This window comes from Marinobacter sp. 2_MG-2023 (genome assembly GCF_030546935.1).
Classification (GTDB): domain Bacteria; phylum Pseudomonadota; class Gammaproteobacteria; order Pseudomonadales; family Oleiphilaceae; genus Marinobacter.
On the sequence record NZ_JAUOPH010000002.1, the window covers coordinates 1 to 24936 of the forward strand.

General features: G+C 55.3%; 20 protein-coding genes. 6 read left to right on the forward strand and 14 right to left on the reverse strand.

Annotated features, from left to right (window positions below; all coding sequences use genetic code 11):
- Nucleotides 1-201 precede the first annotated feature (201 nt).
- The 5 genes from Q4501_RS03880 to Q4501_RS03900 are packed head-to-tail and all read right to left on the reverse strand — an operon-like array spanning nt 202 to nt 7842.
- Entirely contained in the window at nt 202-1503 is a 1302-nt protein-coding gene (locus Q4501_RS03880) for a HAMP domain-containing sensor histidine kinase (protein WP_303594371.1), read from the reverse strand.
- Entirely contained in the window at nt 1496-2185 is a 690-nt protein-coding gene (locus Q4501_RS03885) for a response regulator transcription factor (protein ID WP_303594373.1), read from the reverse strand. Before Q4501_RS03885 ends, Q4501_RS03880 begins: the two co-directional genes overlap by 8 nt.
- Nucleotides 2179-5346: an efflux RND transporter permease subunit gene (locus Q4501_RS03890; protein ID WP_303594374.1), complete on the reverse strand. Its 3168-nt coding sequence runs from the start codon at nt 5344-5346 to the stop codon at nt 2179-2181. Before Q4501_RS03890 ends, Q4501_RS03885 begins: the two co-directional genes overlap by 7 nt.
- A complete protein-coding gene (locus Q4501_RS03895; protein ID WP_303594375.1) occupies nt 5339-6505 on the reverse strand; it encodes an efflux RND transporter periplasmic adaptor subunit in 1167 nt (388 codons plus the stop codon). The genes Q4501_RS03890 and Q4501_RS03895 overlap by 8 nt, the downstream gene beginning before the upstream one ends.
- Nucleotides 6502-7842 (reverse strand): TolC family protein, encoded by a 1341-nt coding sequence (locus Q4501_RS03900; RefSeq protein WP_303594377.1) that lies wholly within the window; start codon nt 7840-7842, stop codon nt 6502-6504. Before Q4501_RS03900 ends, Q4501_RS03895 begins: the two co-directional genes overlap by 4 nt.
- Nucleotides 7843-8252: 410 nt before the next feature.
- Between Q4501_RS03900 and Q4501_RS03905 the strand changes: the two genes are divergently transcribed.
- Together Q4501_RS03905 and Q4501_RS03910 are read left to right on the forward strand one after the other, a co-directional pair.
- On the forward strand, nt 8253-9833 hold the full coding sequence (locus Q4501_RS03905) for a BCCT family transporter (RefSeq protein WP_303594379.1): 1581 nt from the start codon (nt 8253-8255) through the stop codon (nt 9831-9833).
- Between the two features lie 139 nt (nt 9834-9972).
- Nucleotides 9973-10860 carry a chemotaxis protein gene (locus Q4501_RS03910; protein WP_303594381.1) on the forward strand — a complete coding sequence of 296 codons (888 nt, stop codon included), beginning with the start codon at nt 9973-9975 and terminating at the stop codon, nt 10858-10860.
- A 21-nt stretch (nt 10861-10881) separates the two neighbouring features.
- On the opposite strand, the gene Q4501_RS03915 is transcribed toward Q4501_RS03910, so the two are convergent.
- The 3 genes from Q4501_RS03915 to mqo form a co-directional block, all read right to left on the reverse strand.
- Entirely contained in the window at nt 10882-12906 is a 2025-nt protein-coding gene (locus tag Q4501_RS03915) for a hypothetical protein (protein ID WP_303594383.1), read from the reverse strand.
- Between the two features lie 54 nt (nt 12907-12960).
- Entirely contained in the window at nt 12961-14193 is a 1233-nt protein-coding gene (locus tag Q4501_RS03920; RefSeq protein ID WP_303594385.1) for an acetyl-CoA carboxylase biotin carboxylase subunit family protein, read from the reverse strand.
- A 61-nt stretch (nt 14194-14254) separates the two neighbouring features.
- Nucleotides 14255-15736 carry a malate dehydrogenase (quinone) gene (mqo, locus tag Q4501_RS03925; protein ID WP_303594387.1) on the reverse strand — a complete coding sequence of 494 codons (1482 nt, stop codon included), beginning with the start codon at nt 15734-15736 and terminating at the stop codon, nt 14255-14257.
- A 480-nt stretch (nt 15737-16216) separates the two neighbouring features.
- Between mqo and Q4501_RS03930 the strand changes: the two genes are divergently transcribed.
- The 3 genes from Q4501_RS03930 to Q4501_RS03940 all read left to right on the forward strand — a co-directional run bounded on the left by Q4501_RS03930 (nt 16217) and on the right by Q4501_RS03940 (nt 18991).
- Nucleotides 16217-17200 (forward strand): calcium/sodium antiporter, encoded by a 984-nt coding sequence (locus Q4501_RS03930; protein WP_303594389.1) that lies wholly within the window; start codon nt 16217-16219, stop codon nt 17198-17200.
- Between the two features lie 186 nt (nt 17201-17386).
- Complete coding sequence (locus Q4501_RS03935; RefSeq protein WP_303594392.1) at nt 17387-18613, forward strand: sulfite oxidase; 1227 nt, start codon at nt 17387-17389, stop codon at nt 18611-18613.
- Between the two features lie 57 nt (nt 18614-18670).
- The gene (locus tag Q4501_RS03940; RefSeq protein WP_303594393.1) at nt 18671-18991 is read left to right on the forward strand and encodes a cytochrome c; all 321 of its coding nucleotides are present in this window, start codon (nt 18671-18673) and stop codon (nt 18989-18991) included.
- A gap of 42 nt (nt 18992-19033) precedes the next feature.
- On the opposite strand, the gene msrB is transcribed toward Q4501_RS03940, so the two are convergent.
- Both msrB and msrA read right to left on the reverse strand, forming a co-directional pair.
- On the reverse strand, nt 19034-19459 hold the full coding sequence (msrB, locus tag Q4501_RS03945; protein ID WP_303594395.1) for a peptide-methionine (R)-S-oxide reductase MsrB: 426 nt from the start codon (nt 19457-19459) through the stop codon (nt 19034-19036).
- A gap of 11 nt (nt 19460-19470) precedes the next feature.
- Nucleotides 19471-20139, reverse strand: a complete 669-nt coding sequence (msrA, locus tag Q4501_RS03950; protein WP_303594396.1) for a peptide-methionine (S)-S-oxide reductase MsrA — start codon at nt 20137-20139, stop codon at nt 19471-19473.
- 252 nt (nt 20140-20391) lie between these two features.
- Here msrA and Q4501_RS03955 point away from each other — a divergent pair, with 252 nt between their 5' ends.
- Nucleotides 20392-21369 (forward strand): metallophosphoesterase, encoded by a 978-nt coding sequence (locus Q4501_RS03955; protein ID WP_303594398.1) that lies wholly within the window; start codon nt 20392-20394, stop codon nt 21367-21369.
- Here the strand turns inward: Q4501_RS03955 and Q4501_RS03960 are convergent.
- From Q4501_RS03960 to Q4501_RS03975, 4 genes are all read right to left on the reverse strand, one after another.
- Complete coding sequence (locus tag Q4501_RS03960) at nt 21363-21845, reverse strand: CDP-archaeol synthase (RefSeq protein WP_303594399.1); 483 nt, start codon at nt 21843-21845, stop codon at nt 21363-21365. The genes Q4501_RS03955 and Q4501_RS03960 overlap by 7 nt on opposite strands.
- A gap of 26 nt (nt 21846-21871) precedes the next feature.
- Nucleotides 21872-23248: a lyase family protein gene (locus Q4501_RS03965; protein ID WP_303594400.1), complete on the reverse strand. Its 1377-nt coding sequence runs from the start codon at nt 23246-23248 to the stop codon at nt 21872-21874.
- A 78-nt stretch (nt 23249-23326) separates the two neighbouring features.
- Entirely contained in the window at nt 23327-23905 is a 579-nt protein-coding gene (locus Q4501_RS03970; protein ID WP_303594402.1) for a peroxidase-related enzyme, read from the reverse strand.
- Between the two features lie 43 nt (nt 23906-23948).
- Nucleotides 23949-24932: an MDR family oxidoreductase gene (locus tag Q4501_RS03975; RefSeq protein ID WP_303594404.1), complete on the reverse strand. Its 984-nt coding sequence runs from the start codon at nt 24930-24932 to the stop codon at nt 23949-23951.
- Nucleotides 24933-24936: the final 4 nt, after the last annotated feature.

The window sequence follows — 24936 nt, forward strand, 5'->3', positions numbered from 1 at the left end:
TTTTATTGGTAATTGTGGGTTTGTGTGGTGCTTCGAAAAGCTGCGGCATCGGGTTCAATTCCCGCCGTCTCCACCAAATTCAGATTTCCCGGGAACTACCCGAATATTAAAACCTCTCCTAAAGCCCCGCCAGTCGGGGCTTTTTCTTGCCCGGACAATTACTGGTGGTCCACAGGCCTCCACGTGAATTGCAAATACCTGCTAGCTGTCGCGACTGGATTCGGTCTCGACAACAACGCGATGATAGTTACCCTCACGCTTTGCTGTGTAATGCCATCCGATCCTTTGACTGAGGGTTGTTGTCAGCTCCAGGCCCAGACCATAACCCGTATTTTCTGACGATGCCGGGGACAGGTTTTGCGCATCCGGTTCTACCGGATTGCTAATCGTAACTCTGCCTTCTTGCTGATCGATAACAACGGTCCCCTCCCAGCAGTGCTGATAGGCGTTCCGAATCAGATTGCCGAGAATGATACGTGCCGGCACCAAAGGTACAGTGCAGCTGTACGAGGAGGTACTAATCTCGGTGGTCACGGGCTTTCCGGCCAGAAGATATGACATTTCGCCAGCCAGTTCCCGTATCAGCCCCGGCAGATCGACGGCTTCACTCTGAAGCGGCGTATCCGGCTCATGATTCAGCCAGAGCAGCGTTTCGGTAAGGTGCTTCATAGTCAGGCTGGCGCGGTCGATGCGATCCACAATGCTCTTCTCGTCCTCGTACTTTTCCCTTTTCTGAGTCAGCTTTCGTTGTAGCTCGATATTGGAGCGGATCGTACTTATGGGTGTCCGCAGCTCATGGCTCGCATGTTTGAGAAACCGCCGTTCACGGTCCAGTGCCTGCTCAACCGTGGAAAGACTGTTACGAATGAGTTCCGCCATTTCGTTCAGCTCGGGATACGAAAAATCCGGCACCGGTTGGGAAAGTTTGTCGTTGTTCAGGGAGTGGGTCCAGGCTCTCAGTGCGGCCATGGGGCGGGATACATGCCTCAATAGAAGCCAGCCAACAGTCAAAATAAACCCAATCACCAGGATACTGACCGTTAGCGTGAGCAATCGGTTTTGCCGGGCAGCTTGAGGTAGCAACTCCGATGTTGCTGGAGGCGTGAGTTTCTGGCTCAGGTAAAGTGGACCGCTCGCGGTTTCGTAGCGCATTGCAAAGATGACAAAGCTCGGGCGGCTGAACCAGCTGCTGCCTTCTTTTTTCAGCAACTGACCGGGTTCGCCCGGCCCACCGGGAAAGGCTTCAAGGGCATAGGCGGGTAAACTGGCCCATTGCATCGCGACGTCAAAACCACTGAACTCTCTGGCCCGCTCTCTCTGGCCCGGGCCTATTACCTCGCTGAAAGTGCGGGCGGTCTTTTCCATATTAGTGGCCATCGCCGCATCCAGTCCCCGAATGAAGTGCTCCTTTGAGACCAGCGAATAGGCGAGGACCAGGATGAGACCCAACGCCAGGAAGGACGATATAAGAAGTGCCCTGAGGCTAATCCTGGCTTTAAACATTCGTCTTGCCTGTTCCGGGAGGCCTGATGGCAAAGCCAACTCCGCTGATGGTGTGCAGAAGCGACTCGGAAAATGAGCCGTCGACAGCCTTGCGAAGGTTATACATGTGAACTTTCAGGCTGTTGCTGTCGGGGTGATCGTCTCCCCAGGCGGCGTCCATCAACGCCTCACGGGTTACTGGAGATGGTGAGGCGCGCATCAGGCATTCAAGCAAGCGCCACCCGGTGGGCGACAATTTCAGGGCCTGACCGTTTCGCAGCAAGATCTTCTCGCTGAGGTTCATCTGCAACTCACCACAGGTGAGCTTCTGGACCTGGCCGCTACGCCGATGTGACAGTGCGCGCACCCTCGCCAGCAACTCTTCCATCTCAAAGGGTTTGACCAGATAGTCATCGGTGCCGGCATCAAACCCCAACAGTTTGTCATTAAGCTGATCACGAGCTGTCAGCATCAGCACGGGGATATCGTTGCCCTGCTCCCTTAAACGCTGGCAAAGGCCAAGGCCGTCCAGGCGGGGCATATTAATATCCAGCAACAGGACATCGTAGCTGTTTTGTTTGATCAGATTCAGCCCGGCGATACCGTTGCTGACATGGTCACAGATGAACCCCTCCAGTTCCAGGTATTGCACCAGCGTCTGAGCCAGGTCGAGATCGTCTTCGGCCAATAACAATTTCAGCATGGATCTGCCTCATTTTTATCTGCTCTCACGGTAAACCAGTTGCGGATATCTGTGAATCGCTCGACCAAATCGTGCTGAATCGCCACCAGAACGGGAATCAGAATCAAGGTAATCACCGTTGCAAACATGATCCCGTACCCCAATGCGACAGCCGCCGGTATCAGGAACTGGGCCTGAGCTGAAGTTTCTGACAGCAATGGGTAGAGGCCCGCAAACGTAGTGAATGATGTTAGTAACACGGCTCGGAGACGGCTCCTGCAGGCTTTACTGATTGCTTCAATTTGGTGATCGGCATCGGGTTTCAATTCATTGTAACGGGATACCAGCAAAAGACTGTCATTCACCACGACGCCACTGAGAGCAATAATCCCATTCAGGGACAGAATACTGATGGACAGATCATTCATCCAATGGCCAAGGATGGCCCCGACAATTCCGAAAGGAATCGCAGTCATGATCAATACAGGCTGGACATAGGATTTCAGAGGGATTGCCAACAGCATGTAGATGACCAGCATGGCGATCATGAACACGTGCACCATGGAATTCTGGGTTTCTGCCTGCTGCTCCGCTTCCCCGGCAAAACTGATATCGAGCCCGGGGTATTGGCGCTCCAGCTCCGGAACCAGATCCTGTTGGAGACCAGCCACCAGTTCCGAAGCCGACAGAATGTCCTTGTCCACGTCGGCGGAGAGATAGAGTGCCCGCTTGCCGTCAATGCGGGTGATGGTATCCCGGGAGTAGCCGTAGGTCACTGTGGCAACACTGGACAAAGGAAGCACCGTACCCTCGTCGGTGCGGATGTTGGCGTTCAGCACATCAGTAGGGTTTTCCCGGGCGTCTTCGGGGTAGCGGACTTTAACTTCCACTTCGTCGTTATTCCGCTGAAAGCGTTGAACTACCTGGCCACTGAAGGCTTGAAGGACCTGTTGGGCCAGGGTGTCGGTGCTCAATCCCAGGGCTTTGCCCTGCGGGTTGAGTTCCAGGAGCAGACGGGGCTGGCTGGCTTCGATGTTATCTTCGATACCACTGATTGCCGGAATTGTTAATAGCTGCTCCTTGATATCACGGCCGGCCGCAGTCAGCACACCATCATCGGAGGCCCGCAACTCAATACGGAGTGCGTCTACCATCCCGGGCCGGCTGGCGACGCTGAGGGTTTTTACACCTTCAGCCAGACCGCCGCTGAGTTTCCACTGGTTGGAAAAGGTGGTGATGTCATAAGGAGCGTCTGATGCGAGCTCGACCGTCACTGTTCCCGCCTGGTCACTCTCGGAGAGAACCTGCAGATTAGCAATTCCGGTCTGCACATCGCTATTGGCACGCTCAACGAGCTGCTCATCAATTTGATGCGCTAGTTGCTCCAGTGAAAGCAGAGCGGAATGCGTCAAGCCAAAGCTGGCATCGGTTTCCATGGTGATGTTGGCCCGAATCGTATCCCCCGGAATGTCCGGAAAGAAGCTGGTTCGAACGGCACCGTTGAAAGGCATGGCCATGACCAGCGCAAACAGGGCAAGGAATAAAACCAACACGGCATACCGGTAGGCGAGCGCCCAATCGATCACAACTTTATAGACCCGGTCGTTGAACCATTGAAGGCCGGAATCTGCTCCCTGCTGGATACGTCGCCATATCTCAAGGAGCGGGTTTCGACTGGCTCTGCGATGGGTATTCAAGTGTGCCAGGTGGGCCGGCAGAATAAGCTTGGATTCGACAATGGACAACAACAGACAAATGGTAACCACAGCCGCGAACTGGGCGTAGATCTGCCCCAGTTTGCCGCTGAGATTCGACAGAGAATAAAAGGCCACCACCGTGGTAAAAACGCCAAAAAGTGTCGGCACAGCCACCCGCAGGGTGCCCCGAATGGTGTTGCGAAGGGTGTCGCCCTCCTGTTTGCGCACGGTGTAAACGCTTTCGCCCACAACCACGGCATCATCCACGACAATCCCCAGGGCCATGATAAAACCAAATGTGGTGAACTCATTAAGGGAGAGCCCGGCAAATCGGTCGCCCATGAAGTACAGCGTTCCGAAGAAGATAAAGGGAAGCCCCATGGAGACCCAGAACGCCACCGTCAGATTCAGGAACAGGGCCAGAAGAATGAACACCATCACAATGCCACTCAGTGCATTGGTGACGAGCAGGTCCAAGCGTTCACTTATGGAGCTACTGCGATCATACCAGCTGGTGAGTTCTACACCCTGAGGCAGATTTCCGTTGCCATGCCATTCTTCGATCACCTGTTTAGCGGCTTCCACCGTCTCGGTGATGTCATCCAGGCCGGTGGTGATTACCTGCAGGGCAACACTGTTCTCGCCGGCAAAGCGGGACAACACAGCAGTATCATCGTCGTAGGTATCGTTAATGAAAGCGAGATCACCCAGGGAGACAATCACGCCATCACTGTTTGTGATCAGAGGAATGGCAGCAAATTCTTCTTTAAGGTAAGCCTGTTGCGAGGCTTTCAATTGCAGGTAGACCTGTTCATTTTTCAGGACCGCCGTCATCGTGCTGGATGACCCCTGATTGATCGCATCCTCGACATCGGACAGTGACAAACCGTAGGCCTGTAAACGCCCCTCATCAATCTCTATCGACATCATGGGGTCAAGCCAACCGGATTTGCTTACACGGTTGATGTCAGCCTTGGCAAGCAGGTCAGATTTCAGCTCTTCGGCCAGTTGCTGCAATGTGTGACGGTCTGTTTCGCCATGGAGCTGCAACCAGAGCGAGTGCTCCTCACGTTCCGCTTTTTCAATAACCGGGCTCTTGGCGTCAGCCGGGAAGGTTGAAATAGCATCCACTTTATTTTTGACGTCTCGCAACAATACATCCAGGTCGTAATCGCTCTGCTTTTCAACTGTGACTGTTGAACCGCTGGCAGTCGACGTACTGGTGATGTCATTAATGCCATTAACATCTTCCAGTTCTTCTTCAATCTTGATGGCCAGCCCTTCTTCCGACTGCTGGGCTGAGCCACTGTCGTAGGTAACAGAGACAGTAATGCTGTCCGGTTCCGTGCTCGGGAATGCTTCTTTTCGGAGGTCTCCCACCTGGAGAACACCAAGGCCAATCACCAGAATCAGCAGAAGGTTTGCCGCAACCGGGTTTTTGGCAAACCAGGGTATGATCCCCTTGTTCCAGCTTTGATCAGTCATCGGATGCCTCCACTGGATTAACGGCCATACCTGGCATGTAGGTGCTCAATGGATGGGTCAGCACGTTCACGGTTTGGCCATAAAGCGAGGCCGGTGGGCGGATATAGATAGCCTGCTCATCACTGGCAACCGGGTCTGCGGAGAACCTGGCCAGAACGCCATTGTCTACATACCAGACTTCGCCTCGCTGGCTGAGTGAAGACGAAGGCAGACGCCAGAGGTCGCTCAGTTCACGGCCTGCGATTTCTGCCCGGAGGAAAGCGCCGGGCGCTAGCATGTCGGCCTGCTCCAGTGGCCGTTCTAAAGCTGCGATCACTGACTGCTGCCGGGTTGTATCATCCAGGTGCAGTTCCGTGCGCTGGATATAACCGTGCCATTGCTGCCCGGTTTCAACGGAAAACAGGCTTACCGGCCACTCGCCTTTGTCCAACACTTCGATATCCGGAAGCTTCTGCCAGTCGAGCTGAGATATAGGCAAAGAGATCTCGATACGGTCTGCACTGTAGAGCTCGGCTATATCGTTCCCCGCCTGCAGATAACTGCCCGGTGAGACGGTACGGCTGACAACCAGCGCGTCAAAAGGCGCTCTGACACGGGTTTGGGCCACGTCTTTTTCGGCACTGGCCACCGCAGCCTCGGCGTTAGCGACCGCCGCTTGAGCTTGCTTTACTTGAGGTTCATGCAGCACCAAGGGAGAGTCCGGTTCGCCGGTCATTCCGGAAGCCTGCCACTCCAGAACTGCCTGCTTCGCTTCTCTTTCGGCCTCAAGAAGATCTAACTGCGCACTCGCCAGATCGTTTTCTGCGCTGGCAAGCGCAGCACGATAATCGCTGTCTTCCAGTGTCAAAAGAAGGTCGCCTTTTTTCACGATACGCCCGGATTCAAAAGCGCTTGCGAGTTCAGAGACCTGGCCGGAAACCTGGGCAGTGAGAGTTATTTCATATCGCGACTTGGCCGCACCAAAAGCTTCAACGTTGACGGCATGGGAGTCGGTTATTGCCGGAATAACACCGACATTCGGTGCAATACCACTATCCTCTTTCGCCGGCAGAGGCCGACTTTCCTGCTCCCGGAGTTTCTGACTGTTATAGAGGAATACACTGATCAGCACGCCAACGGCGGCCAACAAAACAAGCCATTTTGCGTATGGTCGGATCATGACTGATCGGCCTCCTTGATGCCCAGCCCCAGTGCAAGCCCGAGTGTGATTCGGTTGCTCAGGCGCTCGTAGATTAAGTCGTTAAGTTGTGATTCCAGATCAAAGGTCTGCTCCTGCACTTCGAGTAGGTCGAGTACAGAAACCAGGCCATTCCGGTACTTCTGCTGGTACTGTTGATAGTTGCGGCGTGCGCTCAGAAGCGCGCTGTCTATCTGCTGCTGCTGTTTGGCAAGGCTCGATTCCTGACTGATCGCATTTTCAACTTCCTGGACTGCGTTCAGCAGCGTTTCCCGGTAGGCCTGATAGCTCCTGGCGGTGGTCAGTTCTGCAGCTTCAGCATTGGCTTTAAGCTCACCGCCACGAAACAAAGGCGCCGTTAATTGACCGAGCAATGACCACACCGGATTTCTCAACAGAGCTTCGCTTGGCGATGTTCCTGTGTCGCTCAGGGCCGCTTCCAGGCTGATCGATGGCAGCATCTCTTTGTAGGCAACAGACGTACGAAAGTCGTTTGCTTCTATGGCCAGATAGGCCGCTTTCAGGTCTGGTCGGCGCTGTAACGTCTGGTCGGCAAGGTCAGCCAGGGGCAAAAGAACTTGCGGGTAGTCGGCTGCGATAGCCGTGCTGCCATGGCTCCGGCCGAGCAACAGGTTTAAAGCTCTTTGTTGCTGCTGCAGGGATTCCAGAGTGGCGAACAGCGACGCTCTGGCACTGGCTGCCGAACTTTGGGCACTGTCGAGGTCCTCAAGGTCACCCAAACCGGATCGGTAGCGCTGAAGAATCCACTCTTCGTTTTTTTCCAGCAGTTCTACTCGTTGTTCTTCGATAGCAACGGACCGGTTCAGATTAACCAGCTTCAACCAGCCCTGCATAACCTCGGCTGCGAGCGTATCCCGGGCAGCCTGGTAGAGAGCCAGCTGTTCGGCGACATCGCTCGCAGCTGCCGACGCCTCATCAGAGATCTTCGCCCACAAATCCAGTTCCCAGCTGACGCTGATGCTTCCGGTGTAGGAAGTATCGAGGTCTTCCGTTTTATTTGCGCCGAAGCCAGCCTCGACGTCGGGGAGTTGGTCTGCCTGAGTCGCCCGGTATTGGGCACGGAGAATTTCGAGAGAAAGCAGTGTTTGTCCAAGATCCGGGTTGGCCGCACGCGCTTCGGCGATCAGCGCGTTCAGATCACCGCTGCTGACCAAATCATCCAGATAGGCTGATTCGGAACCAGCGTCCAGCTCAGACCAGGAGACGAGGTTCTGACGATCAGAGTCCGCCTGGGCCAGATAGTCGGGGCTTGTGGACAACGAACTGCAGCCGGCAGTAGCCAGGCAGAACAGCGCCATCGGTATTACTTTCAAGCAGGGGAAGCGACACATAAACAAAAACCCAATCGGGCGCAGCGGAATCTGCGGTAAGCGACTGGGTTCAGACTATCGAAAGACTGGTTAATGGAGGGTTAAGACTTCTCCTTAAATATGAACTGGGGCCCACTGAGCCAGGATGCACCAGGTGCGCTTCGCTCCAACCGGTCATCCGATAACGATTCTCTCCGTATTAAAACTTACGTTACGACCTTGGTATTAGTGTCAGCTTTATGGCATGGTCTCGCCCCCGCGCCAGTAGCGACGATACCGGCGCGCATCCATTGCAGTTCCAGCAGGCGCGCTCTGCTGAAAGCGGCAAGTCTCGAACCGAACGGTTTTGTCAGGCAACACAGGCAAACGAAGGTAATCAAATACAAGGTTTAGTTTTTATGAAGAATGAAAATCTCAAGCGCGGGGAGGATTACTCCATCGCTCAGCTTGGCGATCCTGTGGTACTGACTCTCAGCATTGGCTTCATTGTTTTATTCGTCGGGTTCTCACTTTTTGATATAACAGCGGTCGCCGACCTTATCGGAAACGGCTTTGCCTGGACCGCGAAAACGTTTGGCACCTATTTCCAGATGTTGCTACTGGCAACCTTCTTTATCGCAATAGGCCTGGCATGCACCCCGGCCGCCAAAGCCAAAATTGGTAATCTGGATCAGCCCGAGATGAGCACGTTCCGCTGGCTTTCGATCATTATGTGCACATTGCTTGCTGGAGGCGGCGTGTTCTTTGCTGCGGGCGAGCCTATCTACCATTTTGTAGTCACTCCGCCAGCCTTCACCAGTGAACCAGGCACCGCAGCCGCGGTCTCCAATGCTATGGCACAATCGTTCATGCACTGGGGTTTTCTGGCCTGGGCGGTTCTGGGAACTCTGGCAGCAATTGTGTTGGCCCACGCTCACTACGTGAAGGGCAAGCCACTACAACCGAGAACACTGCTCTACGCGGTATTCGGTGAGCGCGTTATGAGTGGCTGGTTGGGCAGTGTTGTTGATGCCTGCTGCGTGATTGCCGTGGTTGCCGGTACCGTTGGCCCGGTTGGTTTCCTTGCTACCCAGATGAGCTTCGGCCTGAGTGAGCTCTTCGGCCTGACGGACGGCCTGGCCACACAGTTGGCCATCCTGGTTGGCCTCGCAATTATCTACGTAACGTCGGCAATATCGGGCATTCACCGTGGCATCCAGTTCCTGAGCCGTCTGAACGTGTTTCTGGCCCTGGCGGTCGCGGCTATTATTTTCGTCTTCGGCCCCACGCTGTTCCTCACCAACACCTATTTCCAGAGCATGGGTCAGTACGTCTCTTCTTTTATGGAAATGGCGACCATGACCGCTGAAACGGCCCCTGGCTGGTGGATGCAGTGGTGGACCGTTTTCTTCTTTGCCTGGTTTATCGGCTACGCCCCGCTGATGGCGATCTTCGTGGCCCGCATTTCCCGCGGCCGAAGCATTCGCGACATGATCCTGGCCGTTGCTGTCATGGCTCCCGTCGCCACCACAATCTGGTTCACCCTAATGGGCGGCTCAGGCATCTATTACCAGATGACCGGCGCGATTGATCTGGCAGAGGCGCTGAACAACTTCCGCTTCGACGTGGCGACCCTCACCGTTGCTCAGGCTTTGCCGGGTGGTAGCTTTATGGCGCTGGCCATTCTGGTGCTTACCACAATCTTTGTGGCAACCACCGGCGATTCCATGAGTTACTCCATTGCAGTTGTAAGCTCTGGCCACGACCAGCCGAATACTTTTGTAAGGGCTTTCTGGGGCCTGACCATGGCGGGTATGGCAGCCATTCTTCTGTATATGGGAGCAGGCCAGATCAGTGTGCTTCAGCAGTTTATTGTGATCACCGCCATCCCGGTTTCTTTGATTCTGCTGCCGTCACTATGGCTCGGCCCCAAAGCAGCCTACGCCATGGCTCGTGAGCAGAACCTGATAACCGGGCAAGCAGTGCCAAACAGAAGCTGAATACGATTCGTAACCAAAGTTGTCATAGCAGCGGGTGATAACAACCCTTAAGCTTGCTATCTTTAACCCGTACCGTATTTGACCAACCTCCGCGAAAGCTTTTCGCTTTCGCGGAGGGCATGTTCGCAAGGATCGGGTAATGACCAGCAAAGCCAAACAATCCCAGAAACTCCTCCTGTTCCGCTTGTCAGGCACTCGGCTTTTCGGGATAGGCACGCTGAAAGTCCGGGAAATACTGCCTTACCAGCCACTGACAAAGCTTCCACACAGTCATCATGCCGTCGTTGGAACCGCCAGCTTCCGCGGCTCCGCCGTACCGGTGATTGATATGGCAGCAGCGGTTGGCTATCCGGCTCTAACCCGGGAAGAACTGCAGAAGTCGTCGATCATCATCACAGATGTCCAACGTCAGGAAACCGGCTTTCTGGTGCGCGGCGTACAGAAAATCATCGAAACAGACTGGAAGCAGGTAAAAGCACCGCCCAAGGCTCTGGGAGACAAAGCTTTTATTACCGGCTTGCTGGACGCCGACGGCGATATCATTCAATTGCTGGATGTCGAGCTGTTGCTGGCAAACGTCTACCCTGACTCGCTGGAACCGGATGAGGTCGCACTTACTGATGTTCAGAGCGAGACCCTGAAAGCCCTCAACATTCTGCTGGTAGATGATTCCCGTGTTGCCCGTAAACAGTTGTGCGATGCACTGGACGCAAAGAATATCTCTTACCAGGTCACGATCAGCGGTGACGACGCCCTGCAGGTTCTCCTGAACAACAACGAGCGCGGGCAACCGGTTGATATTCTGGTGAGTGATATTGAGATGCCAGGCCTGGACGGCTATGAACTGACATTCGGTGTGCGGGACAACAGTGTACTCACACAGCCTTACATCATCCTGCATACCTCACTGAACAGCGAGATGAGCCTGAGTTACGCCAATCAGGTAGGCGCCAATGAGGCTCTAACCAAGTTTGACGCCAATGAGTTGTTGCATGCCATGCTGAGGGGCGCGAACCGGCCTGCATAACATGCCGGCCGCACTACCAGCTTACTCGGTCTGAGGCGGCTCCGCTTGAAGCTCTTTTGAAGGGACTCGGTGTTCACCCCAGCTGCGGTATACCCTTTCCATTACCCGCTGCAGCTCTTCATCACCTACTTCCGCAGGCTCGCCACGCTCAAGCGGGTCAAAATGGAATATGTAAAGCCGGGAGGTAAACTGCTCGAATGGCAGAGAGGCCTCACCGAATCTTTCGCCGCAGCCTTCCGTGCTCACATGCACATCATCACCCCAACTCTGGCCGCTGTCATTGTTCGGGTTGTAGAAATACACCCGCATCTCCCCCTCCGGATCCAGGGCTGCCCGAAGAATGGTTATGGCATGCCAGCCAATAAAACGTGCCGCCCTGTCAGTTACCGCGATGCCCGCAGGCTGAGGGTGGATAAGCGGCTGGTTGCCGTTGTAGTAGGGGTGATAACTGGCGTAGAAATGCCGGATAAAACCTTCCAGGTCATCCAGATTACCGGTAGCCACATCCACATTGATGGCAAAACCTCGCCCTGCAGACCAGCCGTGAAATTCCGGGTTTACCCATCTATGCGGATCGCCTTCACGGCCGATACACATGCGCCCCATCTCGCCATATATCCGGTCAAGGTGCGGCACCACAACCAGTGATACAGGATCAAGATCAAGGGTTACTTCTGAAGCCACGCCGCCCAGACTGTCCGCCGAGGACACGGGCTGACCCTCGAAATGCATGACAATTTCGTTGTCACGAGCAGCCCATGCCACCATCTGCAACAGATAGTCCGGATCGTTGTAGGCCCACATGGACAATGCCCGGGCTGACTGACAGGTCGGATTGTTTCCCTGGCCAACGCCCAAGGGTTGCCCCAGCATATTCAGCACCCCCTGTATCAGCCAGGCCGCAGCCTGGGGCTGATAGCCGTAGGCAAGCTGCAGGCGCTCACGCGCTTGCGGGCAAAGGTTCAGCCGGGCCTGACGCCAAAGCGCAGGTGCGACAGGAGGTTGATAGAGAATGCCCCGTTCCAGCAAGAGTGCCAAGCCATATAAACCTTGAGCTGTTTCCGGGAAAACACCCTCTGTGATCAGGGTGTACACCAGTTCCCGGTAGCACATCAGGCAGTCACGCCCCGTGCTGGAAAGACCCAGGGCTTCGCTGAGCAGGTTATCGTGACTCTCCAGAATGAAACTGACGAAGGTTGCATGATAAGGCGAGACCAGACCGGTATCGTGCATGGAGCGGGCGAATCCGGTGGCTTCGTTCTGCAATGTCTGGTAATCCATAGACTCCAGGCGCTGCTGGTACACCACGGTCCCCGGGTCTTCGCTGCACCCCCGGGTAGGACCGTAGAGACTGGAGATGAGACGGTCGGCGCCCCGCCCAGCACTGCCGAGATCAGCATCTGGTTCGGCTCTGCAAATGGCGATCTGAGTGATCATCTTGCGCACGTCAGCCACCTGAATGGGCCGCTGCTGCAGAATCCGCCAGATTTCTTCGATCAGGCTATCGATAACGTGTTCGTAACCAATATGCTGGGCTACATGCTTCACAACATGCTGGCTGATCAGCGCAAGCCGCCCCTGCTCCCGCTCAGCTTCACCAGTCATACCGAACAACAGCCCGAGGTTAATCGCAAGAACCTGAGTCAGGTAGTGGTGCGCCTGCTCGGCAGACACTGTGGGGTGCTGATAGGCCCCTCGGGCAACGGCCAGCAGCCGGAGCTCGCTGAGCGCCTCGACAACCACCGTGTCAGTATTCTGGCTTTGTAGCGAGTATGTGGTTAATGCCGGCAGCAGGATGGCCGGTTCCGCCCAGTCTGTACCGGCAAACACACCTGACGCCTCAAGCCGCTCCGCACGCGCCTCAATCACTGCGCAGCCTTCCGGCTGCATAAGTATCCTGCGAACAAGATCAAATACCGGCGGTAGCTTGCCAGGCTTGGAAAAAGACCGGCTCTCTTCCAGAATCCGGACTGCGTCATCCAGCCTTGTCGCCAACTTGTCCAGATTCACAACGGGGAACACATTGCCCGATTGCTGATCATTCAAACGATGTTCCTCAGGGCCTGTACCAAGCCCTATAGTTGTTGATGCATCGCCAGATTATACATAGAAATCCAGATCTTCCTGATGTTTCAGGAGATCACGCATTACGTAGGGATCCTCACCGAAGAAGTACACCAGGCCCCAGTGAGTGCCGAACGCCGTGCGCTTGGTCACCGTTTCCTCGAGCGGAGGGGTCAATTCATGGGATTCGAAATACTCGTGATTCTCGGTTTCCTCGGGAATTTCGAGCTTGCTGACAACCCTGCGCCGTGGGTACACGCCAAAGCAACCCGCGTAGCCTTTGGCATCCACCACCTCTTTCGGGAAGAAGGCTTCGATTTCTTCGGGCGTGGTCTTGGGGTCGAATGAAAGAATCAGGCCCTGATACGCGTTGAAGCCGTAGGCTTTCTCAAGCAACTCGAAAACCTTGAACCCGGGCGGGCGATAGGCCACTTCACCAAAGTACATGGTGCTGTCACTGGTCACGAAATATTCCGGATGAACAAAACCGAAATCTATATCAAAGGTCTTGATCAGCTTTTCTATTTCACTGCGAATCTGGTCACGATACTTTTCGAGATCCGGCGTCGCTGGCACAAAAACGGAATAGCCAAGCGTGACGTACTCGGAGATGTTCAGAAAGGCGATTTTACCGTTATGAATCCACGCCTCTACCGCAAACTCCCAGCCATCAAGGTGTGATTCCATGAGCACGGGAAACTCTTCATCCGGGATGGAATCTACTTCGTCAGGGGTGCGGATTACTCTGTGGCCAAGACAGCCAGCCTTATCAAAGGCTTTCAGGTGAATCGGGTCATTAGGGTCGCCGTCGAGCTTCAACAATGTCTGGTTAACGCGCTTCAGAAAGCGGATGACATCACCCTTGTCGTGGGCCTCTTCAAAAATACCCACCCGAATGCCACCAAGCTGCGCGCGGCGCTTCATCAGTGCCTTGTCTCTCAGCAACATGGCCTGGCCAAACAGGCGTGGCTTGTCCATCAACACCGAGTTGATAGCGCCGGCCCATTCAACGGTTTCTTCGAACAACGGGATGGAAACATCGACCCCCATGTCTTTGAGGGTTTGAGCAATCTCGACCGAGCGATCGTTCAGTCGCTCGAAATTCCAGGGTACGTAGGGGATGTCGTGTTCTTTGCAGTAGGGTTCTGCCCAGTCCGGTGCAACCACGACATAGCGCCGATCAAATTTATCAGCGGCTTCTACGGCGTTGAGGCTCCAGCCAAGTAAGGCAACATACCCCTTTTCAGGGTTATAGTTTTGCTCGCTCATCGGCTATCTCCTACATCGGGGTGTCTCCCTACACTACGCCGATGTATGAGAATCGCAAATATCAGCCCAGTTTCAGGACTGAGAGTGTTCTCTCACGAACCTTCGTCAACAGCGCTTCATCGTTGACCAGCGACTGACCGTAAGAAGGCACCATACGCTTCATGCGCTCCTGCCACTCGGGAGTCTGAATTTTTTGCGGGAAGCAACGCTCAATCACACTGATCATGGCGTTTGCTGCTGTCGATGCACCGGGCGAGGCTCCGAGCAGAGCGGCCAGAGTGCCGTCTTTCGCAGCCACGATTTCAGTACCAAATTCCAGCTTTCCACCGCCACCTTCGGCCTGCTTGATAATCTGGACCCGCTGGCCGGCGTTACGCAGCTCCCAGTTGCCTTCCTCGGCTTCCGGGAAGAAATTACGCAGAGCCTCCACACGATCACCATGCGACTGGAAAACTTCACCAATCAAATAGCGCGTGAGATCCATGTTGCTCTTGCTCACCGACAGCATCGGCTTGAGGTTGGTCGTGCGCACTGAGCCAAACAGGTCGAAAATCGAGCCCTGCTTGAGGAATCTTGTGGTAAACCCTGCAAACGGACCGAACAACAGAGCGGGCTCGCCATTGATAATGCGGGTATCCAGGTGCGGTACCGACATGGGAGGCGCGCCAATTGGCGCCTTGCCATAAACCTTGGCGTGGTGCTTCTCCACGACCTCTGGCTTGCGACATACCAGCCACTGACCGCTGACAGGGAAGCCTCCATAGCCACGGGCTTCATCAATTCCGGATTTCTGCAGCATCGGCAAAGCGCCGCCGCCGGCACCCAGGAATACAAAATCCGTTTCCAGCTTGGTCAATTCACCCGTGTGCTGGTTTTTAACCCGCACTTTCCAGCGGCCGTTGTCACGCTGGTCTATATAGTGCACAGGGCAACCCAGCATTAACTCGAAGTTGGGCTCGCTCTGCAGGTAATCGACCATGTTGCGGGTCAGGGAGCCAAAATCAACATCGGAGCCATGGCGAATACGGGTTGCAGCAACACGCTGCATCGGATCCCGGCCCTGAACAATCAGAGGCATCCACTCTTCAAGATCCCGTGGCGACTCGGTATATTCCATCTCACGGAACAGGTGATGGGCACTCAGGCGCTCGTAACGCCGTTTGAGGAAAGCCACATCTTTTTCACCCCAGACAAAACTCTGGTGAGGTGTGCGGTTAATGAATTTTGAAGGCTCGGGCAGCATGCCCTGCTCTACCAGGTGTGACCAGAACTGCAACGAGACCTCGAATTGCGCGTTGATCTGAAGCGCGCGCTCGATAGCCACATCCCCGTCTTCTGTCTCCGGTGTGTAGTTGAGCTCACAGTAGCCCGCATGGCCGGTTCCTGCGTTGTTCCATCCATCGGTACTTTCATGGGCAACGTGGTCAAGACGCTCCAACATGACAATTTTCATGGACGGATCGAGTTGCCTGAGCATCACACCGAGAGTGGCGCTCATGACACCACCGCCGACCAGCACTACGTCTGCCTGTTTAACGGCCATTGATTTTCACCCTAGCTATTTATGAGCCTTTCGCCTCCCCACGATCAGCAGAGAGATCAGTCGGATGCTGGCCAGTCGCGAGGTAAAAGGCGCTGCCCTATGCGTCCGTCAAAAATGTGAGCGCAATTATCCGGATTTTACGAAAATAATAAATTGCGATTGCGAATCGTTGCGGGTCTGTGCGCGGCTAAAGGACGACATTGTCTTATTACGAACAATGGCTTGCGCCGGCTTATAGGTAATCATCCGGACACATGTCGCGACAAGCTTTCTGATCATTTTCGCTTCTTTGAACTGCAATATCACCGCAACTTTAGTCTCATACCATTGCTCGCCCCGGATCCTGACTCTTCATCCGAAAGGTGCTGACCTTCACCGCCCATATGCGGTATCTTGCACACCGTTCCGGTGCTTGCATCTTTGCACGTACAGGTCTAATACCGGATTTTTTTGTAAAAGGCATCTGACTGAGGCTCATCTATGGGAATGGCAATTGCCGCAATCATCGCCGGCCTTGTATTGCTGGTCTGGAGTGCAGACAAGTTCGTGGAAGGCGCTGCTGCAACCGCCAAACACCTGGGCATGCCCACGCTGCTCATCGGTATGGTAATTATCGGGTTCGGCACCTCAGCACCGGAACTGGCCGTGTCTGCCATGGCCGCTGCCGACGGCAATCCCGGACTTGCGCTGGGTAACGGTTATGGCTCCAACATCACTAACATCGCTTTGATTGTTGGCCTGACCGCTGTGATTGCGCCCATTGCCGTGCATTCCCAGGTTATCCGCAAAGAACTCCCTCTGCTCGTGGTGCTCACCCTGATTGCAGGCGCCCAATTGCTCGATGGTGAGCTAACACGGCTGGATGGCTGGGTATTGTTGGGCGTATTTTCTGCGGTGATGGGCTGGTCGATTTTCCAGGGCATGCGCGGCAAAGGCGACTCCCTGGCCGGTGAAACCGATGCCCAGCTGACCGACGAACTGATGGCAATGAAAACTGCCATTATGTGGCTGGTTATCGGCCTCATTTTACTCGTTGTCAGCTCCCGCCTGCTCGTCTGGGGTGCAGTTACCATCGCACAGAGTCTGGGAGTCAGTGATCTGGTGATCGGCCTCACGATCGTGGCGATTGGCACGTCGCTGCCAGAACTGGCCTCGGCTCTCGCCGCGGTACGGAAAAACGAACACGACCTGATCCTGGGCAATATTCTTGGTTCAGGTATCTTCAACACCCTGGCCGTCGTCGGCCTGGCAGCTGTTATCCAACCTCTATCTGTAGCTCCGGAAGTTCTCTATCGGGACTGGACACTGATGCTGGCGCTGACAGTTGGTCTGCTTATTATGGGCTTCGGAATGACCGGCTTGCGGAAAGTTATCAGCCGATTTGATGGCTCTCTTCTACTACTGGTTTACGTCGCGTATACCGGCTACCTGCTCTCTACAGTTGTTGCTGCCAGCACGAGCTGACATTTAAGCCCTTTACCCCCTTGCCTACTCACATTCAGTTGAGCCCTCGAAAGCACACTTCCGGTTTGTTTCCTGCCGGAGTGTTGCTCATTTACTAATCAGCACCTATAAGTTATAAGGATATAACCTGCCCGCTCGAGAGCAGACCCGCACCGTCCAACTACAAACCAAATAAGGAGACGGATCATGACACAGGAAACAGCCCTACACCGAGGCCCCCATGATCCGGGCCTCGAGAACCCTTCCCGCCGAAGCCTGCTGCTCGGAAGTGCCGGCGCCATGGCTGCCGTAAGCCTGCTGGGCTTTACTCCGCTCGCCAGGGCCGATGAGCCAAAATCACTACCGGATTACGCGGCGTGGAAAGAACGCAATGCGCTGATCGTGCACAGCGCAAACACCATGGAAACCCAGCGCGGCGCCATCGGGAATGGTGTCATTACCGCAAGTGATCGCCTGTTCGTTCGCAATAACCTACCCGCCCCTCCAGCTACGGTGACCGAAAATCCAGACGTCTGGGAGGTGCATATCGAAGGCGTCAAAAATCCTCGTACCCTGACAGTCGGTGAATTGAAGGGCATGGGGGTCACCACCGTCGCATCTGTGCTCCAGTGCTCCGGCAACGGTCGGGCTTTCTTTCCTCATGGTGCCAGTGGCACCCAGTGGTCGGTCGGCGCTGCCGGTTGCGTCATGTGGACTGGCGTGCCTCTGAAGGACGTCGTGGAAGCACTCGGGGGCCCGGTAAACGGCGCCAGATATATCACTGGCACCGGTGGTGAATCACTGCCAGAGGGGCTTGACCCGAAAACCATTATGGTCGAGCGTTCAGTGCCCACCAGAGCACTCGAAACTGCACTTCTGGCCTGGGAAATGAATGACGAACCACTGACCCACACCCACGGTGGTCCACTTCGAATGGTCGTACCGGGTTATTACGGCGTGAATAACGTCAAATACGTGAAGAATGTAGCCTTTACTGAAAACCAGACCGACGCCAAAATCCAGGCCTCCGGCTATCGCATACGCGATGTGGGCGTGAAAGGCGCGCCGGACCAGCCATCGATGTGGGAGATGAACGTTAAATCCTGGGTGACTGCACCGTTGGAAAGGGGTCGCAGTGGCCGAAATATGATTTACGGCGTTGCCTTCGGAGGCACCGTAGATTTGGAAAAGGTTGAGGTTTCCGTCGATGGTGGAAAAACCTGGAAACAGGCCCGGTTCCTGGGCCCGGACCTTGGCCCCTTCGCGTGGCGTCCCTTCGTTCTGGCCGCAGACTTGCCGGCCGGGGAACACCGGATTGTGAGCCGGGCCACCGACACACAAGGCAACATGCAGCCTGAGGGCCGCACAGAAAACGAACGTGGCTACGGTCACAATGGCTGGAGCGACCACGGAGTCACGGTCGCGCTCAGTTAACAACTAAAGGGGCGCCCCAGGAATAACGGGCGCCCCGACTCTCCCGGAATGCCAAACATGAGAAAGACTGCATTACTGCTTGCTGTATCGCTGACTGGCCTATCGTCGCTGGCGCACGCCAGCGATTTTGAAACGGGTAAACAGGTATTCACTCAGGACGCACAGCCCTCCTGTACCATTTGTCATACCCTCTCGGATGCAGGTTCTGCTGGCGCGATCGGACCAAACCTGGACGACCTGAAACCGTCCCGGGAACAAGTTATCAACGCGGTCACAGGCGGCGTTGGGATCATGCCGGCATTCAATGAATCTCTGTCTGCAGAACAGATTCGCGCTGTGGCTCAATATGTAGCCACAGCTTCAGGCGGTCAAAAGTAGAAGCGGGGCGGGAGCGACGGACCCACAGCCCCGGCCCAGGCACTATGCGTTTTCCCGGAAAACCATGGCAATGGAATTCAGGCAATAGCGCTGCCCCGTTGGAGGAGGCCCGTCTGGAAACACGTGCCCCAAGTGACTATCGCAGCGGGGGCAACGAACCTCGGTGCGAGCCATTCCCAGGCTTGTATCTTCAATGTAACGAATGTGACCCTTGTCGAACGGCTGAAAAAAGCTCGGCCAGCCAGTACCTGAATCAAACTTCGCATTTGAGCTGAACAACGGAAGATCACAAAGGCGGCAGTGATAGACGCCCTCCATCTTATTATCCAGCAAGGTGCCACAGAACGGATGTTCGGTGCCGTGATCTAGCAGCACCTGTCGCTCTTCGGGTGTGAGACTGGCGGCTTTCTCTTGTATCTGTGCCTCAGTCAGAGGCGTCAGGTCATAACCTGAAGTTGAACTGCTCATCATTTATCTCCTCAGGCCAGGTTGCTCCCGGAATTGGAACCGGCACTGGCCTCAGTGTATTCCGGCTTGAGCCGGTCACTGAAGCCATCGATAAGCTTTTCCATTTTAGGAGCCGCCACGGCCATGATGTATGGCTGGTAAGGATTGCGCGCGGCAAAATTCTGATGGTTCGCTTCGGCCGGATAGAAAGCTTCCAGGGGTTCCAGTGCCGTCACTACCGGCTGCGAATAGACTCCGGCTTTATTGATCTGATGGATATAGGCTTCTACAACCCGTTTTTGCTCCGGGGTTTCATAGAAAACGGCCGACCGGTATTGCGTACCCCGATCATTACCCTGCCGGTTCAGTTGAGTTGGGTCATGAGCAACCGAGAAAAACACCCGAAGCAACTCACCAAAACTGACCCGTTTGGGGTCGTAGTGAACGTCTATTACCTCTGCATGCCCGGTAGTGCCTGTGCACACAGCTTCGTAGTTGGCAGTTTCACGCGATCCACCTGCGTAGCCAGATTCCACTCGATTAACGCCATCCATTGCGAGAAAAACAGCTTCCACACACCAGAAGCAACCACCCGCAAGAACGAGGCGTTGCTCACCTTCTCCGGCAGGCGAATCCTGCTCCGGCTCGGGGAAGCGGCTACGGGCTACGTTCAGACCGGGAATACTGCAAGATGACGTCATAAAGACCTCGGCTACGTATGTGAATGTACTCAGGCTACAGATTGTGGCTGCTAATCCATCATTTTTCCAACCGGAACTGTTATTCCTGTTCCAACGTCCTCCGGCAGGTTGGTAGCAACCAGGACAGAAAAGTTCCCGACAAATATACGAACGGTCCAATAACCGGGTTGCATCCCTTCCGTTGCCTATCATAATGAAATCAAGGGTTGGAAAAATTCATACGCGGTTCCGCCCCGAACCAGAGGAAAGCTGATGAACTCACCGGCCAGAAAACCGGAACGCCAGGATGAACTTCTGGACTACCGCCTGAGCCTGAGGCTGGGGCCGGTTCATGCCAGGCAGCGCTTGGGCATTGAGCGTGAAGCAGAAGCCAAAGTGTTCGGTCGGGATCGCTCCTCATTTCACCTTGAAAACCTGACATCTGCACCCGGCTTTATCCGCTTCTGCCTCAGGATCTCGGGGCTGCTCGGCCGTGGACAGGCCAACAGCCGTCGTCTGGACACAGCCCATAACTACTTTCATTTGCCAGACTTGCCCGCGAGCTTCGAGGGTTTCCGCATACTCCACCTGACAGATCTTCATGTGGACATGGACGAAGCCAATCTGCAGTCAGTTATACGTAAGATTTCTCCGCTGGATTACGACCTGTGCGTGCTCACCGGCGATTATCGTAAGCAGACCTGGGGGCCGGTTGAAGCGGCTTTGGAGGGTATGGCGCGACTGCGCGATGCAATCAAAGGACCGGCCTACGCCGTGCTTGGCAACCACGACAGCGTGCGCATGGTGCCGGCCCTGGAAGACATGGGCTACGCCCTGCTGATGAATGAGATGGTTCCGATAGAACGGAGCGGTGAACACCTGTACCTCGCCGGAGTTGACGACCCCCACTTCTACAAGGTTCACAACCTGCACCGCGCCGGTGATGACATTCCCCCGGGTGGGATCAGCCTGCTACTCAGCCACTCGCCAGAAATCTGGCGGGAAGCCTCCCACGCCGGCTACGATATGTTCCTGTGCGGGCACACCCATGGCGGTCAGATCTGCCTGCCCGGAGGTATTCCACTCACACTGGATGCCGACTGCCCGCGCCATCTCGGTCGCGGCTATTGGCGGGCAAACGGCATGCAGGGATACACATCGCCCGGGGCAGGTACTTCTGTGGTCAACGTGCGGCTTAATTGCCCACCGGAGGTGACGATCCACACCCTGTCACGCGGACCGTCTCAGTGAGGGTGGCGCCGGATCCCCAGGCGATAGAGTAAGGGCGATATCCACATGTTGGATAGCGTGAAGAACACGACAATAACCAACGCGGCCCAGGCTCCAATCAGCCCCCAGCCCATCGCCAGTAGCAATGGCACCGCCGCCTCGGGCACCTGATCCAGCCATGGCATCCGCTCGCTGGACACAAGCCCAAGCCGGCGTTTGATAAAACTGCTGCACAGGTCTCCGGTGAGTGCCAGCAAACCAAAAAGCAACCCGAACAGAAATCCTTGCCCAGTGACCAAAGCAAACAGTGCACAGCTCAGAGCACCGAAAACGATCCCCCGCCAGGTTTTGCTTTTGCCCAGCAATGGGCGACCATCAAACCAGTTCAGCCCGGCATCCACCGGCGCTGACCAGCGTCTCCGGAGAATCTTGGCGGCAATCACTGGCGCGCCATTGGCCAGAACCAACATCACAAATAACTTCAGGGATATCAGCAAGCGCCGCTACTCCTGACAGATTTATTTCAGGTGATTCCGCCCCGGGTCAACTTTAGCGGATCCATCAAGTCTTCCAGCCGCTCCCGACTGAGCCCACTTCTCTCCTCAGCCACATCGATCACTGGACGGCCCGTTTTATAGGCTTCCTTGGCAATATCCGCGGCCAGGCTGTAACCAATTTCCGGGTTCAGAGCAGTTACCAGCACCGGGTTGCGGCCAACGCTGGCGTCCAGTGTCTCGGTGTTTACAGTAAAGTCGCGGATAGCCTTGTCCGCCAGCATGCTGGTTGCATTACCAAGCAGTCCAATCATGTCCAGCAGATTGCCTCCGATCAGCGGCAGCATCACGTTTAGTTGAAAGTTACCAGACTGCCCTGCAATGGCATTGGCGCTGTCTAGGCCCATCACCTGGGCTCCTACCATGGCTACAGATTCGGGAATAACCGGGTTAACCTTGCCTGGCATGATGCTGCTACCCGGCTGCAGCGCCGGCAGGCTGATTTCTGCAAGGCCGTGAATCGGACCGCTGTTCATCCACCGTAGATCATTGGCAATCTTGGTAAGCACTATGCCCAGCCCCCGCAGTTGCGCCGAGAGCGCAACCGGGCCATCCACAGAACTCAGCCCCACAAACTTGTGCTCCATTGAGCGGAAAGAGTAACCGGTGTTGGCTTTCAGGAACTTTACAAACTGGCTGGAAAACTCAGGCAGCGCATTCACGCCTGTACCGACTGCGGTACCGCCTTGGGGTACAGAAAGCAGATCGGCAGCAGTCGCTTCAAGGCGCTTTTCAGCCAGGAGAATCTGCTCCCGCCATGTGCGCAACTCCTGGCCAAGGGTAATCGGCATGGCATCCATAAGATGGGTACGACCGGTTTTGACCTGCGCAGAGAAGAAGGCCTCACGCTCGTAAATAATGCCACGCAGGTGCGTTAGCGCGGGGATAAGACGCTCTGTCACACCAATCACTGAACTCACATGAATCGCCGTGGGGATCACATCGTTCGAGCTCTGGCTCATATTCACATGATCGTTCGGGTGCACCTCAACGCCCTTGCTGGCAGTAATGGCCGCAATGACTTCGTTCACATTCATATTGGTGCTGGTGCCGGAGCCTGTCTGGAAGCGATCAACAGGGAACTGGTCGGCAAACTCGCCCCGAACAAGCGCCTGACAAGCGTCCGTAATAGCATCGCAACGGTTGTTATCCAGGAGCCCCAGGCTGGTATTGGCTTCAGCTGCCGCCTGTTTAACGAGCGCGACTGCCGAAATAAAGGCCGGCGGCATGGGCTGGCCGCTGACCGGGAAGTTGTTGACCGCGCGCTGAGTCTGGGCACCCCAAAGCGCGCCCACAGGTACATGTACGTCGCCCAGGCTGTCGGTTTCTATTCGATAATCGCTCACTGCTGCCTCCTGCTCTGCATTATCATTACCAAACGGTTCAGAATAAGTGTAGCTCGTCAGGAGGCTCTCAGGTCAGGCTTAGCGACCCAATGCGTAAAACTCCGCATTCGGGCGCATGCTTGTCACATTCGCCATCCGGTTGGATAGCCCGAAGAACGACGCAACGCCCGAAATATCCCAGATATCTTCGTCGGTAAAGCCGTGATGATGCAGCACAGCGAAGTCGTCATCGCTGACCTCCTCTGCCCGCCGGGAAACCTTGACGGCAAAATCCAGCATCGCTTTCTGGCGGTCACTGATGTCTGCTTTGCGGTAGTTAACCGCCACCTGGTCCGCAATCAACGGATTCTTCTCCCGAATCCGCAGAATCGCACCATGAGCCACCACGCAATACTGGCACTGGTTCAGGTTGCTGGTGGCTACCACGATCATTTCGCGCTCACCCTTGGTGAGGTTACTGTCCTTTTCCATCAAAGCATCGTGATAATCGAAGAAAGCCCGGAACTCGGCTGGCCGGTGAGCAAGTACAAGAAACACATTGGGGATAAAGCCTGATTTCTCCTGCACTGCCAGAATCCGATCACGAATATCCTCCGGCATGGCGTCCAGTTCGGGCACCGGGAAACGGCTGATAGCTTGTTCTGTTTGTACCGTCATTTTATGTCCTCTATTTTTTTATTCAGCTTGGTAAGCACCGGAATTAGTCGGCTACGGGAATCACCACACGACCCCGGATTTTGCCGTCCATGAGCCGGCCCGCGGCATCGATTGCGTCATCAAAGGGCACTTCGGTGATCATGCTGTCGAGCAGTTCCGGCGAAAGGTCCTGGGCCAGCCGTTTCCACGCGTGCAGACGGTCTTCTTTCGGTGCCATAACGCTATCTACACCACACAGGGTCACGCCCCGCAGAATGAAAGGCGCAACCGTAGACGGGAAATCCATTCCGGCAGCAAGACCGCATGCCGCAACAACACCCCGATACTTCATGCCAGCACACACGTTCGCCAGCACCTGGCCTCCGGCCACATCAATTGCCCCGGCCCAGGTTTCCCGCGCCAACGGCTTGCCTGGCTCACTCAATTCCGCCCGGTCAAGAATCTGCTTGGCGCCCAAAGACTTCAGGTAGCCTTCCTCTTCGGACCGGCCCGTGACAGCAGTTACCGAATAACCCAGTTTGGCCAGCACCGCGATCGCAACGCTACCAACGCCACCGGTTGCGCCAGTCACCAGAATGTCACCAGAATCCGGAGTAACGCCGTGTTTTTCCAGAGCAATCACGCAAAGCATCGCGGTATAACCTGCGGTGCCAATAGCCATAGCTTGACGAGCTGTGAACGGCGCCTGCAACGGAATCAGCCAATCACCGGACAACCGTGCTTTCTGAGCAAGGCCGCCCCAATGTTTTTCACCAACACCCCAGCCATTCAGAACTACTTCGTCTCCGATTTTGAAATCTGCATTCGAAGATTCAGTTACCACTCCGGCCAGGTCGATGCCCGGAACCATCGGGTAACTTTTCGCGATAGGTGCGCGCCCGGTAATGGCAAGCGCATCCTTGTAGTTAAGCGTGGTGTAGGCGACATCTACGGTTACATCGCCTTCTGGCAACTGGGCCTCGTCGATAGCTTTCAAGGACACCTGTTGGTCACCCCGACTACCCTCAATCAAAATACCTTTAAACATATTG